Genomic DNA, 13,797 nt, shown 5'->3' with positions numbered 1-13,797 from the left:
ATACTGTCGGAAATCACAGATATCCACTATGTGAAATGCTTCTGAGATAAATGACAGTATCACCGGGGATTTGACCGCGCTTTAATTGCCTCCGTAAATCGGCATCCGATCAGCGAGAGTGGAGCGTTAAATGGAAAAATCCGTTGAGGCAGCGTTGACGCAAGGCGTGGCGGTGATCAGTGCGCAGCGGTTGCGCGCCGAGTTGCCATGCGATCCCGGCCTGGCACGGTCGATCGGCGATGCGCGGCGCGCATTGGCGCGCATCATCGCGGGCGAGGACGACCGGCTTGCGCTGATCGTCGGCCCGTGTTCGATCCATGACGCGGAGGCCGCGCTGGCGTTCGCGCGCCGGCTCGCGCCGCTGCGCGAGCGGTACGCCGATGTGCTCGAGATCGTGATGCGCGTCTATTTCGAAAAGCCGCGTACCACGGTCGGCTGGAAAGGGCTCCTGAACGACCCGTATCTCGACGGCAGTTTCCGGATCGAGGACGGCCTGCGCGTCGCGCGCAAGGTGCTGCTCGGCATCAATGCGCTGGGCCTGCCGGCCGCGACCGAATTTCTCGATCCGATGACCGCGCCGTATCTCGACGACCTCGTGACCTGGGGCGCGATCGGCGCGCGGACGACCGAATCGCAGATCCATCGCCAGGCGGCATCGGGGCTCGACCTGCCGGTCGGCTTCAAGAACGGCACCGACGGCAACGTGAAGGTCGCGATCGACGCGATCCGCGCGTCGCGCGTGTCGCACAGTTACCTGAGGTCGTCCGTCGCCGGCAGCGTGGAAATCGCGACCACGCCCGGCAATCCCGACACGCATATCGTCCTGCGCGGCGGCAAGACCCCGAACTACGACGCCGCCAGCGTCGCGGCCGCCTGCGCCGCGCTGCGCGACGCGCATCTTCCCCCGTATGTCGTGATCGACGCGAGCCATGGCAACAGCGGCAAGCAGACGCGCGCGCAGATCGACGTCTGCGGCAACCTCGCCGCGCAACTGCATCGCGGGGAGCGCGCGATCGTGGGCGTGATGATCGAGTCGTTCCTCGTCGAGGGGCGGCAGGACCTGGTGCCGGGCACGCCGCCGGTGTTCGGCCAAAGCATTACCGACGCATGTCTCGGCTGGGATCACACGGCCGAGCTCGTCGAGCAGTTGGCTGCCGCGGCGGTTGCGCGGCGGCGTTCGCCCGCCGGCTTCATCGCGCACGGCGCCGCCGTCGCGATGCAGGCCGTTTCTTACTGAAAGAGGAGCTCTCTTGAACTCACCCATCGACATCGCCCGCGCGCTCGACTGGAAAGGCGACGGCGCCAGCCGCACGCCATACGAGGCGTACACGAGTGAAGCGCTGTACCAGCGCGAACTCGAGCGCCTGTTCTACGCGAATCACTGGTGCTACATCGGCCTCGAAGCCGAAGTGCCGTCTCCCGGCGATTTCCAGCGCACGGAAGTCGGCGAGCGATCCGTCGTGATGACGCGCACGGAGGACGGCGAAATCGTCGTCTTCGAAAACGCGTGCGCGCACCGCGGCATGCAGTTCTGCCGCGAGCGCTCGGGGAAAGCGAAGGATTTCCACTGCCCGTATCACCAGTGGAACTACGACCTGAAGGGCAACCTGATCGGCGTGCCGTTCCGGCGCGGCGTGCGTCAGGGCGGCACGATCAACGGCGGCATGCCGGCGGATTTCGATCCGGGCAAGCACGCGCTGCGGCGCCTGCGCGTGTCGACGCGCGGCGGCGCCGTGTTCGCGTCGTTCGACGAGAACGTCGAGTCGTTCGAGGATTTCCTCGGGCCGCGCATCCTGCCTTACTACGATCGCCTGTTCCACGGCCCGAAGCTGACCGTGCTCGGCTACACGCGGCAGCGCGTGCCGAGCAACTGGAAGCTGATGGTCGAGAACATCAAGGATCCGTATCACGCGGGGCTGCTGCATACGTGGTTCGTCAACTTCGGCCTGTGGCGCGCGGACAATCCCGCCAAGCTCGTGACCGACGCGCATCACCGGCACGGCGCGATGGTGTCGATCCGCAGCGGCGGCGGCGGCGGCGAGGTGACCCACAACGTGACGAGCTTCAAGGATCGCATGACGTTGCATGACGACCGCTTCCTCGATGTCGTGCACGAACCGTGGTGGGGCGATCCGACCGTCGTGATGCTCACGCTGATGCCGAGCGTCATCATCCAGCAGCAGGTCAATGCGCTGTCGACGCGTCGCATCCGGCCGATCAGCCCGGGCGTGTTCGACTACGTGTGGACGCATTTCGGCTTCGAGACCGACACCGAGGAGATGACGCGGCGCCGTCTGCGCCAGGCCAATCTGTTCGGGCCGGCCGGCTTCGTGTCGGCGGACGACGGCGAGGTCATCGAATGCGTGCAGCAGAGCTTCGAGCAGATCCAGCACGGCAACGTCTACAACGAGCTCGGCGGCCGGCAGATCGACGAGCAGACCGACCATATGGTCAGCGAAACGCTGGTGCGCGGCATGTACCAGTACTGGCGCCAAGTGATGGAGGCCTGAATGAGCACGATCACGACACGAACGGGCCGGCCGGCCGCCGAGCCGCACGCGGGCGGCGCGAGCTTCGAGGATTTCTATTCGCTCGTCCAGCTCAATGCGCGGTATGCGGCCGTGCTCGACGGCGGCGACTGGGACGCATGGCCGGAATTCTTCATCGAGCAATGCCGGTACACGGTGGTGCCGCGCGAGAACCACGAGCGCAACCTGCCGCTCGCGGTGATGGATTTCGAGAGCAAGGGCATGCTGAAGGACCGCGTCTACGGGATCAAGGAGACGCTGTTCTTCGACCCGTACTACCAGCGCCACGTGATCGGGCTGCCGCTCGTCACGTATCTCGACGACACGGTGATCGAGGCTGAGACGAACTACGCGGTGCTGCGCACGAAGACCGAGCAGATGAGCGACGTGTACAACACGGGGCGCTATCTGGACCGGATCGTGCGGACGCCGCAGGGGCTGCGTTTCGCGTCGCGCATTTGCGTCTACGACAGCGAGATGATTCCGAACTCGCTGATTTTCCCGATCTGAACGAGGTGCCGAAAGTGACGACGGAATGGATCGATGCGGTCGCGCCGGAAGCGGTGCGCACCGACGGAATACTCGGCGCCTGGGTGGGCGGCCGCGACATCGCGCTGTATGCGGTCGGCGACGAGATCTTCGCGACCGAGAACCAGTGCACGCACGGCGACGCGCGACTGAGCGACGGTTTCCTGCTCGACGACGAGATCGAGTGCCCGCTGCATCAGGGGCGCTTCAGCGTGCGGACCGGCATTGCGCTGTGCGCGCCGCTGACGACGTGCGTGCGCACCTATCCGGTGAAGATCGAGAACGGCCGCGTGTTCGTACAGCTCGCGTCGGCCGATGCGGCGGCGCCGGCGGAGGCGCGATCATGAGCGCGTACGTGGTGTTCGATATCGACGTGCACGACGTCGACGCATACCAGGCGTACCGCCGGCTCGGCGCGCCGACGGTGGCCGCGTACGGCGGGCGCTTCCTGGTGCGCGGCGTCGAAGTCGAGACGCTGGAAGGAGACTGGACGCCGAAGCGTGTCGTCGTGCTCGAATTCGAGTCGGCGGAGCGCGCCCGCGAGTGGTATCGGTCGGAGGGCTATCAGGCGGCGAAGCGGCTGCGCGAGCCGGCGGCGCGGACGATCGGCATCCTGGCCGACGGCTACGTGCCGGCCGCCGGCGATCCGCGTTAAGCGGTGCAGGTGAAGGGGCTTCGCGCCGTGTCGATCGGCGCGGAGCCCCTTTTTCATTCGAGGTGCCGTCGAGCGCGACCGGCACGATCGATTCGTCGGTGATGGCGATGCGATCCGGCCGATACCTCAGCCGCCTGTCGGCGGCCCGGTTACCCGGTCAGTCGCGCCCGTCGGGCGAGACGGGTTCCGGATAGTTCCCCTCGCACGTTTTCACCCATGCCGTTGCCCGGCGCACGCGGTGGCAACGGCATGCGCGGGCGCGCTTTGCTGTCAGGGCGGCGCATCGAAGCGCCGTCATGATCGAACGTCGCTGCGATCGCGGCGCGCGTTCTTCGAAGCGGAGGAAGCGGAACGTGTCGCAAACGGTGTGAGCCGCGGCCGGCGGCCGCGGCTCACGCGTCACGCATGGCGGTAGCGGATCGACCAGACCGTCAGCAGCGTCGCGCCGAACAGCAGCAGGCAGCCGAACGAGAAGTCGTTCAGCGCGAGCATGTGCGCTTCGACGTCGATCGCATGCGAGACCGACGCGAGCGCGCCGGACGGCGACAGCCCCGCGTGATCGAGCCGCGCGAACCAGTCGCCGGACGCGAAATCGTACGGCGTGATGTGGTCGACGAGATAGGTGGTGTGCACGCGGGAACGACGCTCGAAGTAGGTCGGCGCGACCGAGGTCGCGACGCTGGTGCCGATCCGCCGCAGCGCGTTCTGCAGCCCGGACGCCGCGGGCAGCCGCTCGCGGGGCAGCCCGGCGAGCGAAAGCGACACGAGCGGCGTGATGAAGAACGCGGTGGCGGCGCCCATCAGCAGCGAATTGGCGGCGATGTCGCCGACCGTCACGTCGCTGTTGAAATGCATGCGCCAGAACGAGGCGGCGCCCCAGCCGACGAGCGCGACGGTCGCGAGCAGGCGCGGGTCGGTGCGGCCCTGGAAGCGGCCGAGCAGCGGCGCGATCACGATCCCCGCGAGGCCGAGCGGCGAGGTGGCGATGCCGGCCCAGGTGGCCGTGTATCCCTGCTGGGTTTGCAGCCACAGCGGCACGAGCACCAGCGCGCCGAAGTAGAGCCCGAAGCCGACCGTGATCGCGAGCGTGCTCGTCGTGAAGTTGCGGTCCGCGAACAGCCGCAGGTCGACGATCGGATGGCTGTCGGTCAGCTCCCAGAGGATCAGCGCGACGAACGACACGACGCCCACGACCGCCAGCATGCGGATTTCGTCGGAGGCGAACCAGTCGAGGTTCTGGCCGCGATCGAGCAGCAGCTGGAACGAACCGAACGCGGCAGTGAGCAGCAGCAGCCCGACGACGTCGACCGGCAGGCGCCGCGTCGCGTTGTCGCGTCCTGCCAGCAGCCGCGCGAGCACGCCCAGCACGAGCACGCCCGGCGGCACGTTCACGTAGAAGATGTACGGCCAGCTCAGGTTGTCGGTGATCCAGCCGCCGGCGATCGGCCCGAGCACCGGCGCGACGAACGTCGTGGTCTGCCACACGGCCAGTGCGACGTGGCGGCGCGTCGACGGGAACACCGCGAGCAGCAGCGCCTGGGACAGCGCGGTGATCGGGCCCGACGCGGCGCCCTGGAGCGCGCGAAACAGCAGCAGCGACTCGAAGTTCGGCGCCATCCCGCACAGGACCGACGTGAGCACGAACAGCATCACCGACACGCGGAACAGCCGCACCTGGCCGAAGCGCTGCGTGAGCCAGCCGGTGAGCGGCAGCGTGATCGCGAGCGGCGTCGCGAACGAGGTCAGCATCCACGTGCCCATGTCCGGTGCGACGCCGAGATCGCCTGCGATGGTCGGGACGGCGACGTTCGCGATCGTCAGGTCGAGCGTCTGCATGAAATTCGCGACGCTGACCGCGATCGCGACGAGCGCCAGCGGCATGCCGGCGAGCGGTTCCAGCGGCAGTTTCGGCGCCGCGTTCCGGGCGAAAAAGCGCATCGTCAGGCTCCCGGGGCGAGCGGGCGCGCGCCGCTGTTCGCGCGAATCGTCTCGGCGACGAGCGCATCGCCCGCTTCGTCGTCGTCACGATAGATCGACGTGGCGTCGATCGACCGGCGCGCTTCGGGCGGACGGGCGGGCGGCGACGCCGATGCGGTGCCGGGGCCGTGATCGACCGGCACCGATGCCGTCATCGACAGGCCGATGCGCAGCGGGTGCGCGCGCAGCTCGGCGGGATCGAGCGCGATCCGGACCGGCACGCGCTGGACGACCTTGATCCAGTTGCCGGTCGCGTTCTGCGCGGGCACGGCCGCAAAGGCAGCGCCGGTGCCGGCTTCGAGCCCGACGACGCGCCCGTGGAACACCACGTTGCTGCCGTACAGGTCCGAGAACAGCTCGACCTGCTGCCCGGCGCGCATGCCGCGCAGCTGCGATTCCTTGAAGTTGGCTTCGACCCACACGTGATCGAGCGGCACGAGCGCCAGCGACGGCGTGCCGGGCGACACGTGCTGGCCGACCTGCACGACCCGGCGCGTGACGAGCCCGCCGAGCGGCGCGCGTATTTCGGTGCGGCGCAGCGCGAGCGCCGCGCTGCGGACGCGGGACGCCGCCGCGCGCACGAGCGGGTTCGTGTCGATCGACGTGCCGTCGGTGTGCGCGAGCGTCGCGTCGTACGCGGCCTGCTGCGCGTTCAGCGCGGCCGCCGCGCCGTCCATCGCATCCCGCGCATGGCGCAGATCCTCGCGCGACACGCCGCCGTCTTGCGCGAGGCTCAGCCGGCGCTGCAGGTCGTCGTTCGCCTTGGACCATTCGGTGCGCCGCACCCGGATCTGCGCTTCTTCGCGCACCGCGTCCGCATGCGCGGTGCGGTATTGGCGCACCGCGTGCGCGAGTTGCGCGACCGCTTCGTCCAGCGCGAGCCGGGCATCGGTCTTGTCGACGCTGAACAGCAGGTCGCCGGGACGGACCCAGTCGGCGTTCTGCACGCGCACTGCGTCGACGGTGCCGCCGATCTGCGGCGAGATCTGCACGACGTCGCCGGACACGTACGCATCGTCGGTCGTCTCGGTGCCGCGCGTGGTGACCCACGCGGCGGCGGCGAGGCCGGCCGCGCCGGCGAGCGCGATGAAGAACCAGCGGAAGTAGCGCCGGCGCGCGCGTTGCAGCGTCGGCTCGGCAGCGGGGGATTCGGGACGGTTCATTGCGTGACTCCAGTGGAAGGGGTGCCGCCGAGCGCGGCGATCAGGCGGGCATGCTCGATCGCGAACGACGCATCCGCACGGGCGACCGATGCGCGATCCTCGAGCAGCCGGCCTTCGGCGAGCAGGACGTCGAGGTAGCCGGAAATGCCTTTCCGGTAGCGCTGCGTCTCGATGGCGTAGGTCTGTTGCGCGCGCGACAGCGCCTCGCGCTGAAGCGCGCGCTGCCGGCCGAGCGTGTCGATCTGGACGAGGGTGTCGCTGACCTGCGCGAGCGCGTTGACGACCGTGTCGTCGTACCCCGCGACGGCGGCGTTGTAGGCGGCGGTTTGCGCGCGCAGGCCGGCGCGCAGGCGGCCGCCCTCGAAAATCGGCAGCGTGATCGCGGGGCCCGCGCCGAACGTGCCGCTGTTGCCGTGGAACAGCGCGCGGAAGCCGAAGCTCTGCACGCCGGCGAAGGCCAGCAGGTTGACGTCCGGATAGAACGCGGCGCGCGCCGCGTCGATGTTCGCCGCTTCGGCTTCGACCCGGTAGCGCGCGGCCAGCACGTCCGGCCGGCGGCCGATCAGCGCCGCGGGCAGGACGGCCGGCATCGGCAGCTCGGCCGCCGGCGGCGCGGCGGGCGTCAGCGCATCGGCGTAACCGGGCCCCCGGCCGACGAGCGCGGCGAGCCGGTGGCGCAGCCGGGCCGACGCGGCCGCATGCGTGTTGATGTCGGCCTGTGCGTGCGGGATGGGTTCGCTCGCCCTGAGCACGGCGACCTGCATGTCGAGACCGGCATCGGCGCGTTGCGACGTGAGGCGGAGCAGATAGCTGTGTTGCTGCAGCGTATCGCGTGCGATCGCGAGCAGTTGCTGTTCGAGCGCGAGCTGCAGATAGGTTTCGACGATCGCCGCCTGCAGCGACACGGTGGCCGCGTGCTCGAGCGCGCGCTGCTGGTCCGCGCGCAGCGCGGCGGCGCGCGCCAGCGCGTGCTGCCGGCCGGCGATGTCGAGATCCCACGACGCGCCGAGGAGCGCCTGCGCGTCGACCTGCCAGTGTCCGGCCGCGGGCGGCGGCGTCCGGTAGCTGCCCGGCAGGCGCGTCGGCACTGCGCTCACCGTCGCGCCGAGCTGCGGCAGCAGCGCGGCGTTTTCGACGTCGGTGTCGGCCAGCGCCTGCGCGACGCGTTCGCGCTGCGCCTGCAGCGTCGGTGCGCCGGCCAGCGCATCGTCGACGAGACGATCCAGCTGTGCATCACCGAACGCGGTCCACCAGCGTTCGGCGATCGTCGGCGAGCCGGCGCCGGCGGAGCGGATCGCGGCGCCCGCATCGAGCTGCTCGACAGGGGTGATCCGGGCCGCCGGACGTTGCGGGCCGAACGGGGCGCAGCCGGCGAGCGCAAGCGCAAGCGCGGGAACCAGGCGGCGGGCGCCGCGCGCTCGGTCGATGAGGAAGGGCATGGTCGGTCTCCTGTGACGCGATGGCGAACGATTTGTATCTAAAAATATATCTTTAGATATTATTTGGCGATCGGCAACTGGCAGAAATGGCAGTTCGGCCGAGCCGGCCGGCATCGTTGAAACCGCTGAAGGGGACGGATAAGGTCGCGCGGGTTACGCCATCGCGAGCGCGTCGAGCGCTGCCGCGAGCGTTTGGGCGACGGACTGGCCTGAGGTGTCGATGCGGCAGTGCGCGCAGGCGTGGTACAGCGATTCGCGCGCGTCGTGCAGCGCGGCGAGCGCCGCGCGCGGGTCGGCGACGTTCAGCAACGGGCGGGACGCGTCGTTACGTGTGCGGTGCCACAGGGTGTCGAGATCGCTCGCGAGATGGATCACGAAACAGCGCTGGCCGAGCCGGGCGCGCGTGTCATCGCGCAGCACGGCGCCGCCGCCGGTCGCAAGCACGAGCGCCGGCCCGCGCGTCAGCGCGTCGATGACGTCGGCTTCGCGCGCGCGGAAGTCGCCCGCATGGAATTGCGCCGCGACGGGCGCGCCGAAGCGGCGTTCGAGTTCGCGGTCGGCGTCGACGAACGGCAGCGCGAGCGCGCGGGCCAGTGCGCTGCCGAGGGTCGTCTTGCCGGCGCCGGGCATGCCGACGAGCGCGATGCGCGTCGGGCCGGCCTGCGGGCGCGCACTCACAGGCGGCTCCGCAGCGACGGGGCGCGGCGCGTCACGGCGGCGATGCGCTGCATCCGGACGTAGTTGGCGAGCGGGTCCAGCGCATCGGTGATGAAGGTGTGAGGCGCGGCGGGGGCCGTGTCCAGCGCGATGCCGGCGACCACGAGCGTGCCGTCGCACAGTGCGTCGGCGAGCGCGCCGATTCGGGCGCCAAGTGCTGGCGACGCAGCGCCGAGATCGGCAACGACGCGGCGCGAGCGTGGCCAGTCGACCGGCTCGGCCGCGCGTGCCGGCCAGCGCGCCAGCAAGCCGCCGGGCAGCGGCGCCGCGGGCCGTGCCGCGGACGTTTCGAGCACCCGCCAGGTCAGCGGCGCCGCGGGCAGGCACGCGCGCCAGCGGCCATAGGCGGTCGCCGCGGTGTTGCCGATCGCCACCGCCGGAAGCTGGAGCCGCGCGCAGCGCCGCAGCAGGCACGCGGTGCCGGCGGCATCCGGCGTGCCGCGCACGAACGGCAGCAGCTCCAGTTCGTCGTCGTATTCGGCGCGCAGCGCGCGCAGCCAACGTCCGGCGGCGAGCGGCAGGCAGCCCGCCGCGGCGATGCCGCACAGCACGAGCAGGCGATCGGCGCGACCGTCGCGAATCGCGAGCAGCCGGGCGGCGACGCGGGACGAAGCGGGCGCCGTCGTCATCACGCGGCCGGGCCGTCGGCGTGCCCGTCGGTGCCGCCCGCGGCACGCGGATAGGCGCCGAGGACGCGCAGTTCGGAAGCGGCGAGCGCAATCTCGTCGAGCGCCGCGCGCACGTTCGGATCGCGCGGGTGCCCGCCGAAATCGATGCAGTACCGATACGCATGGCCGGTGCCCCGTGCCGGGCGCACGTCGACCCACAGCAGCGGTGCGCGGTGGTGGGCGAGCGCATCGAATACGCGCGCGAGCGCGTCGGGCGCATCGGTCGGCCGCAGCACGATGCTCGTGCGGTCGTGGCCGGTCGGGGCGGGCGCCTGGCCGCCGACGATCACGAAGCGCGTGCGGTTGTCCGGGTGATCCTGGATCGCGCGGGAGACGATTCGCAGTCCGTAGAGTGCGGCCGCCGGTTCGCCGGCGATCGCCGCGCAGTCGTACAGGTGCGCGGCCTCGCGCGCGGCCACCGCGTTGCTGGACACCGGGATGCGGCGCAGGCCGGGCGCATGCGCGTCGAGCCACGCGCGGCATTGCGCGAGCGCCTGCGGATGACCGACCACGCTGTCGACGCCGGCGAGCGATCCGCTGGCGCTCAGCAGGCAGTGCGCGACCGGCAGTTCGATCTCGCCCGTGACGGGCGCCGCTTGCGCGATCAGCAGGTCGAGCGTGCGGGTCACGCTGCCTTCGGAGGAATTCTCGACCGGCACGACCGCGCATTCCGCGTCGCCGCACGCGAGCGCTTCGAATACGGCGTCGATCGTCTCGTGCGCCTGCCCGCGGGCGAACTCGCCGAAGTGACGCAGCATCGCGGTTTCGGTGTAGGTGCCCGACGGGCCGAGGAACGCGACGGACGGCAGCGATTGCGCGTCGCGGCTCGCGCTGAACAGCGTCTGCCAGATGGCGCGCAGATCGCGGTCGCGCAGCCCCCACGGCGCACGCGTGCACAGCGCGGCGACGATCGACGCTTCGCGGGCAGGCTGCCGCACCGCGAGCCCCGCATCCCGCTTGAGATGACCGATCTCGGTGGCGTGAACGATGCGCTGGCCGATCAGCTCGAGAAGCTGGTCGTCGATCACGTCGATCTGCGCGCGGCGGCGCGCGATCGCATCGTCGACGGACGACGGGGCGGCAAGTTCGGACGGCGTCATGGCGTGTCGATCCGTGAAGTCGGGGAAACGGCCGGCCGGTGCGTGGCGAAGTGCGCGGCCGTGCCCGGCTGCATGCGCGCGACGGCGCGCTCGTATTCGGCCGCGAGCCGTTCGACGATCTCGGCGACGCTGAGTACCGCATCCATCGCGCCGACGCCCTGGCCGGCCCCCCAGATGTCGCGCCACTGCTTCGCGCCGCCGTCCGGCGAGAAATCGAGCTGCGCGCCGTCGACCCGTGCGAGCCGGCGCGCGTCGAGCCCGGCCGCCTCGATGCTCTGGCGCAGGTAGTTGCCGTGGACGCCGGTGAATGCGTCGGTGTAGATGATGTCGGCAGCGTTGGCTTCGACGATCGTGTCCTTGTAGCGCTGCACCACGTTGGCTTCGTGCGACGCCAGGAAGCGCGTGCCGATATACGCGAAGTCGGCGCCGAGCGCGCGCGCGGCGGCGATTGCGTCGCCTGTCGCGATCGCACCGGACAGCGCGATGAAGCCGTCGTAGAAGCGCCGCACTTCCGTGACCAGCGCAAACGGCGACAGCGTGCCGGCGTGGCCGCCCGCACCCGCCGCGACGAGGACGAGGCCGTCGACGCCGGCCTCCAGCGCCTTCTGCGCATGTCGCACCGTCGTGACGTCGTGCAGCACGATCCCGCCGTAAGCGTGGATCGCATCGACGACGTCGCGCGACGGTGCGCGCAGGCTCGTGATCATCAGCGGCACGCGCCGGTCGATGCAGATGCGCAGGTCCTGTTCGACGCGCGGATTCGACGGATGGCAGATATGGTTGACCGCGTACGGGCCGACCGGCGCATCGGGATGGGCATCCCGGTACGCGCGCAGCGTGCCGTCGATCGTGTCGATCCAGTCGCCGAGCTGCGCGCTGAGCCGCGCGTTGAGCGCCGGAAATGCGCCGACGATCCCGCTCTTGCACTGGGCGAGCACCATCTCGGGATAGCTTGCAATCAGCATCGGAGACGCAATCACCGGCAGCCGGAGACCCTGCAGCGGAAGCGGAATCATGGTCGGGCTCCGGCTCGTTAGCGCGCGAGCGCCGCGCTGTCGCGCCGCTCGTCCAGACGGCGGTGGAAGCCGTCGCGGCTGACGGCGCAGCGCGTATGCACGCCTTCGCCGACGACGCCCACCGCGTCGCGCACCTCGACCCGGTACGTCATCATGCGGCCGTCGACCTCGATCAGTTCGGCGTCGATCGTCACGTCCCATTCGGGCGGTGTCGGTGCGAGATGCTTGATCTCGAAGTTGTAGCCGACCGTCATCTGCCCGGCCGGCAGCAGATGGTCGGTCGCCTGCATGCAGGTCTGTTCGATGAAGATGATCATGATCGGGCTCGCGAGCGCGTGCGCTTCGCCTCCCCATTGATCGGCGAGCGAAATCGTGTCGACGCGGTGGGTGGCGCGGGCGCGCAGGCCAGTCTGGATAGTCAAGGTCAGCTCCTGAAGGGGTGATGGAAGGGTGAGCGGTTACGCCGCGCGCGCCGTGGCGGCCGCGCGTCGTTGCATCTGGCTGAAGATGTTCCGGTAATGCATTTCCTCGGTGCCGCCGGCCGAGCCCATCGCGAGTGCGTCGGCGACGAAGGTGGCGAGCGGGCCGCGCCGGTAGCCATCGCTGCCGTGAATCGCGAGCAGGTGCAGCGCGGCCTGCGCGAGATCGCGCGCGCCCGCGAGCTTCGCGATCGAGCAGTTCGCGAGCGCTTCGGGACGTTGCCCGACGAGTTGATCGAGCGCCGCGCGCGCCGTCCAGCGCGTGCGTTCGATGCCGACCTGGACATCGACCAGCCGGCGCTGCACGTGCTGATGGGTGTCCAGCGCGACACCGAGCGTCTTGCGGGCGCCGGCGTGTGCGAGCGCGTCGGCGAGGAACGGCTGGGTGACGTTCGCGCACAGCAGGCCGAACAGCGCGCGATTCATCGACGCGATGTCCATCAGCAGGCGCAGTCCGTCGCCGGGCGCGCCGAGCAGTTCGTCTGCGTCGATGCGCACGCCGGACAACGTAAGGTCTCCGATCGGCAGATCCGCGACGCCGAGCGTCGCCTGCGGCGCGCTGCGCTGCACGCCTGCGCGTTCGGGATCGATCAGCACCAGCGCGGTGGCCGGCTTGGCGTCGCCGGTCAGGGTCGCGACGATCATCATCAGGCGTGCTTCGGGTGCATGGCTGATGTTGTACTTGTGGCCGTCGAGCCGGTAGTGGTCGCCGTCGCGAACGACGCACGTTTCGAGCGCGCGTACTTCGGTGCCGGTGCCTTTCTCCGAGATCGCCGTGGCGCCGATCGCGCCGGACAGCAGCGGCGGCAGATGCCGCGCGCGCTGCGCGTCGGAACCGTATGCGACGATCGCGCGAATCAGCGTCGCCTGGTTGGCGAGCGCCATCGCGAAGCCGACGGAGCGCAGCGCCGCGGCGATCGCTTCGAACGCATCGACGAAATCGTGCCACGTGCCGCCCGCGCCGCCGAGTTCGCGCGGTACCGGCAGGCGCCACAGTCCCGCGTCGGACAACGCATCCCATGCATCGCGATGGAACGCGCCGGAAGGGGCGGACCGCGCATGGCGTTCGGCGATGTCCCGGTACGTGGCGGTCGTCGTGGGCTGTGCTTCGCTGGCAGTGAGAGTCATGTCGATGAGCGAGACCTTGCATGGATCGTGTCACCAATCTAATGAAAAGCCCCCGGACGAGAAACTGTCAGTTATCGCACTTCGAGGCGGCGCGCAGCGGCGGACGATTCGAGCGTAATCGGCGATGCGATGGGCGGCGGGGCGCGATTGCCGAACGTGATCGTGACGCCCGTCGCGCACATCGGCGCGAGCGATTGCTGTCGGACGACAGCCGAACGATGGCGGTCACGCCGTGCCGTCGTCTGTGGCGTCGTGGCGCTTCGATGACGGGAGATGATTGCGGGCAGGTCGGTGAAAGATCTGCCGCGCGTCGATCGTGATGGCGACGCGATGTCGGGTTGCCGACGCTTCGACGTTCAGGTCGAGTCGCTTGATTTCGCATTGCAGATTATTCGGATG

14 protein-coding genes are annotated in these 13,797 nt (G+C 69.9%); 5 read left to right on the top strand and 9 right to left on the bottom strand.

What is annotated here, in order from left to right:
- Positions 1-130 precede the first annotated feature (130 nt).
- The 5 genes from R9B84_RS29845 to R9B84_RS29825 are packed head-to-tail and all read left to right on the top strand — an operon-like array spanning position 131 to position 3,711.
- The gene (locus R9B84_RS29845) at positions 131-1,237 is read left to right on the top strand and encodes a 3-deoxy-7-phosphoheptulonate synthase (RefSeq protein WP_423761072.1); all 1,107 of its coding nucleotides are present in this window, start codon (positions 131-133) and stop codon (positions 1,235-1,237) included.
- A 13-nt stretch (positions 1,238-1,250) separates the two neighbouring features.
- Positions 1,251-2,510 carry an aromatic ring-hydroxylating oxygenase subunit alpha gene (locus tag R9B84_RS29840; protein WP_047902669.1) on the top strand — a complete coding sequence of 420 codons (1,260 nt, stop codon included), beginning with the start codon at positions 1,251-1,253 and terminating at the stop codon, positions 2,508-2,510.
- A complete protein-coding gene (locus tag R9B84_RS29835) occupies positions 2,511-3,038 on the top strand; it encodes an aromatic-ring-hydroxylating dioxygenase subunit beta (RefSeq protein ID WP_423761071.1) in 528 nt (175 codons plus the stop codon).
- A gap of 14 nt (positions 3,039-3,052) precedes the next feature.
- Positions 3,053-3,403, top strand: a complete 351-nt coding sequence (locus R9B84_RS29830; RefSeq protein ID WP_423761070.1) for a non-heme iron oxygenase ferredoxin subunit — start codon at positions 3,053-3,055, stop codon at positions 3,401-3,403.
- Positions 3,400-3,711 carry a DUF1330 domain-containing protein gene (locus tag R9B84_RS29825; protein WP_423761069.1) on the top strand — a complete coding sequence of 104 codons (312 nt, stop codon included), beginning with the start codon at positions 3,400-3,402 and terminating at the stop codon, positions 3,709-3,711. Before R9B84_RS29830 ends, R9B84_RS29825 begins: the two co-directional genes overlap by 4 nt.
- A gap of 399 nt (positions 3,712-4,110) precedes the next feature.
- On the opposite strand, the gene R9B84_RS29820 is transcribed toward R9B84_RS29825, so the two are convergent.
- The 9 genes from R9B84_RS29820 to R9B84_RS29780 all read right to left on the bottom strand — a co-directional run bounded on the left by R9B84_RS29820 (position 4,111) and on the right by R9B84_RS29780 (position 13,398).
- Positions 4,111-5,649, bottom strand: coding sequence for a DHA2 family efflux MFS transporter permease subunit (locus R9B84_RS29820; protein WP_423761068.1), 1,539 nt, complete (start codon positions 5,647-5,649; stop codon positions 4,111-4,113).
- 2 nt (positions 5,650-5,651) lie between these two features.
- Entirely contained in the window at positions 5,652-6,851 is a 1,200-nt protein-coding gene (locus tag R9B84_RS29815; protein WP_423761067.1) for an efflux RND transporter periplasmic adaptor subunit, read from the bottom strand.
- On the bottom strand, positions 6,848-8,290 hold the full coding sequence (locus R9B84_RS29810) for an efflux transporter outer membrane subunit (RefSeq protein WP_423761066.1): 1,443 nt from the start codon (positions 8,288-8,290) through the stop codon (positions 6,848-6,850). Before R9B84_RS29810 ends, R9B84_RS29815 begins: the two co-directional genes overlap by 4 nt.
- Positions 8,291-8,443: 153 nt before the next feature.
- Positions 8,444-8,968 carry a shikimate kinase gene (locus R9B84_RS29805; RefSeq protein ID WP_423761065.1) on the bottom strand — a complete coding sequence of 175 codons (525 nt, stop codon included), beginning with the start codon at positions 8,966-8,968 and terminating at the stop codon, positions 8,444-8,446.
- A complete protein-coding gene (locus R9B84_RS29800) occupies positions 8,965-9,636 on the bottom strand; it encodes a hypothetical protein (RefSeq protein WP_423761064.1) in 672 nt (223 codons plus the stop codon). The genes R9B84_RS29805 and R9B84_RS29800 overlap by 4 nt, the downstream gene beginning before the upstream one ends.
- A complete protein-coding gene (gene pheA / locus R9B84_RS29795; protein WP_423761063.1) occupies positions 9,636-10,775 on the bottom strand; it encodes a prephenate dehydratase in 1,140 nt (379 codons plus the stop codon). The genes R9B84_RS29800 and pheA overlap by 1 nt, the downstream gene beginning before the upstream one ends.
- On the bottom strand, positions 10,772-11,791 hold the full coding sequence (locus tag R9B84_RS29790) for an NAD(P)H-dependent flavin oxidoreductase (RefSeq protein WP_423761062.1): 1,020 nt from the start codon (positions 11,789-11,791) through the stop codon (positions 10,772-10,774). Before R9B84_RS29790 ends, pheA begins: the two co-directional genes overlap by 4 nt.
- A 17-nt stretch (positions 11,792-11,808) precedes the next feature.
- Positions 11,809-12,213: a thioesterase family protein gene (locus tag R9B84_RS29785; protein ID WP_034180561.1), complete on the bottom strand. Its 405-nt coding sequence runs from the start codon at positions 12,211-12,213 to the stop codon at positions 11,809-11,811.
- A gap of 36 nt (positions 12,214-12,249) precedes the next feature.
- On the bottom strand, positions 12,250-13,398 hold the full coding sequence (locus R9B84_RS29780) for an acyl-CoA dehydrogenase family protein (protein WP_423761061.1): 1,149 nt from the start codon (positions 13,396-13,398) through the stop codon (positions 12,250-12,252).
- Positions 13,399-13,797 lie beyond the last annotated feature (399 nt).

The sequence above is a fragment of the Burkholderia sp. NLJ2 genome, from assembly GCF_049487195.1.
Lineage (GTDB): Bacteria > Pseudomonadota > Gammaproteobacteria > Burkholderiales > Burkholderiaceae > Burkholderia > Burkholderia pyrrocinia.
Note: the sequence above shows the minus strand (reverse complement) of the source record. Positions and strands in the feature narration are given on the sequence as shown.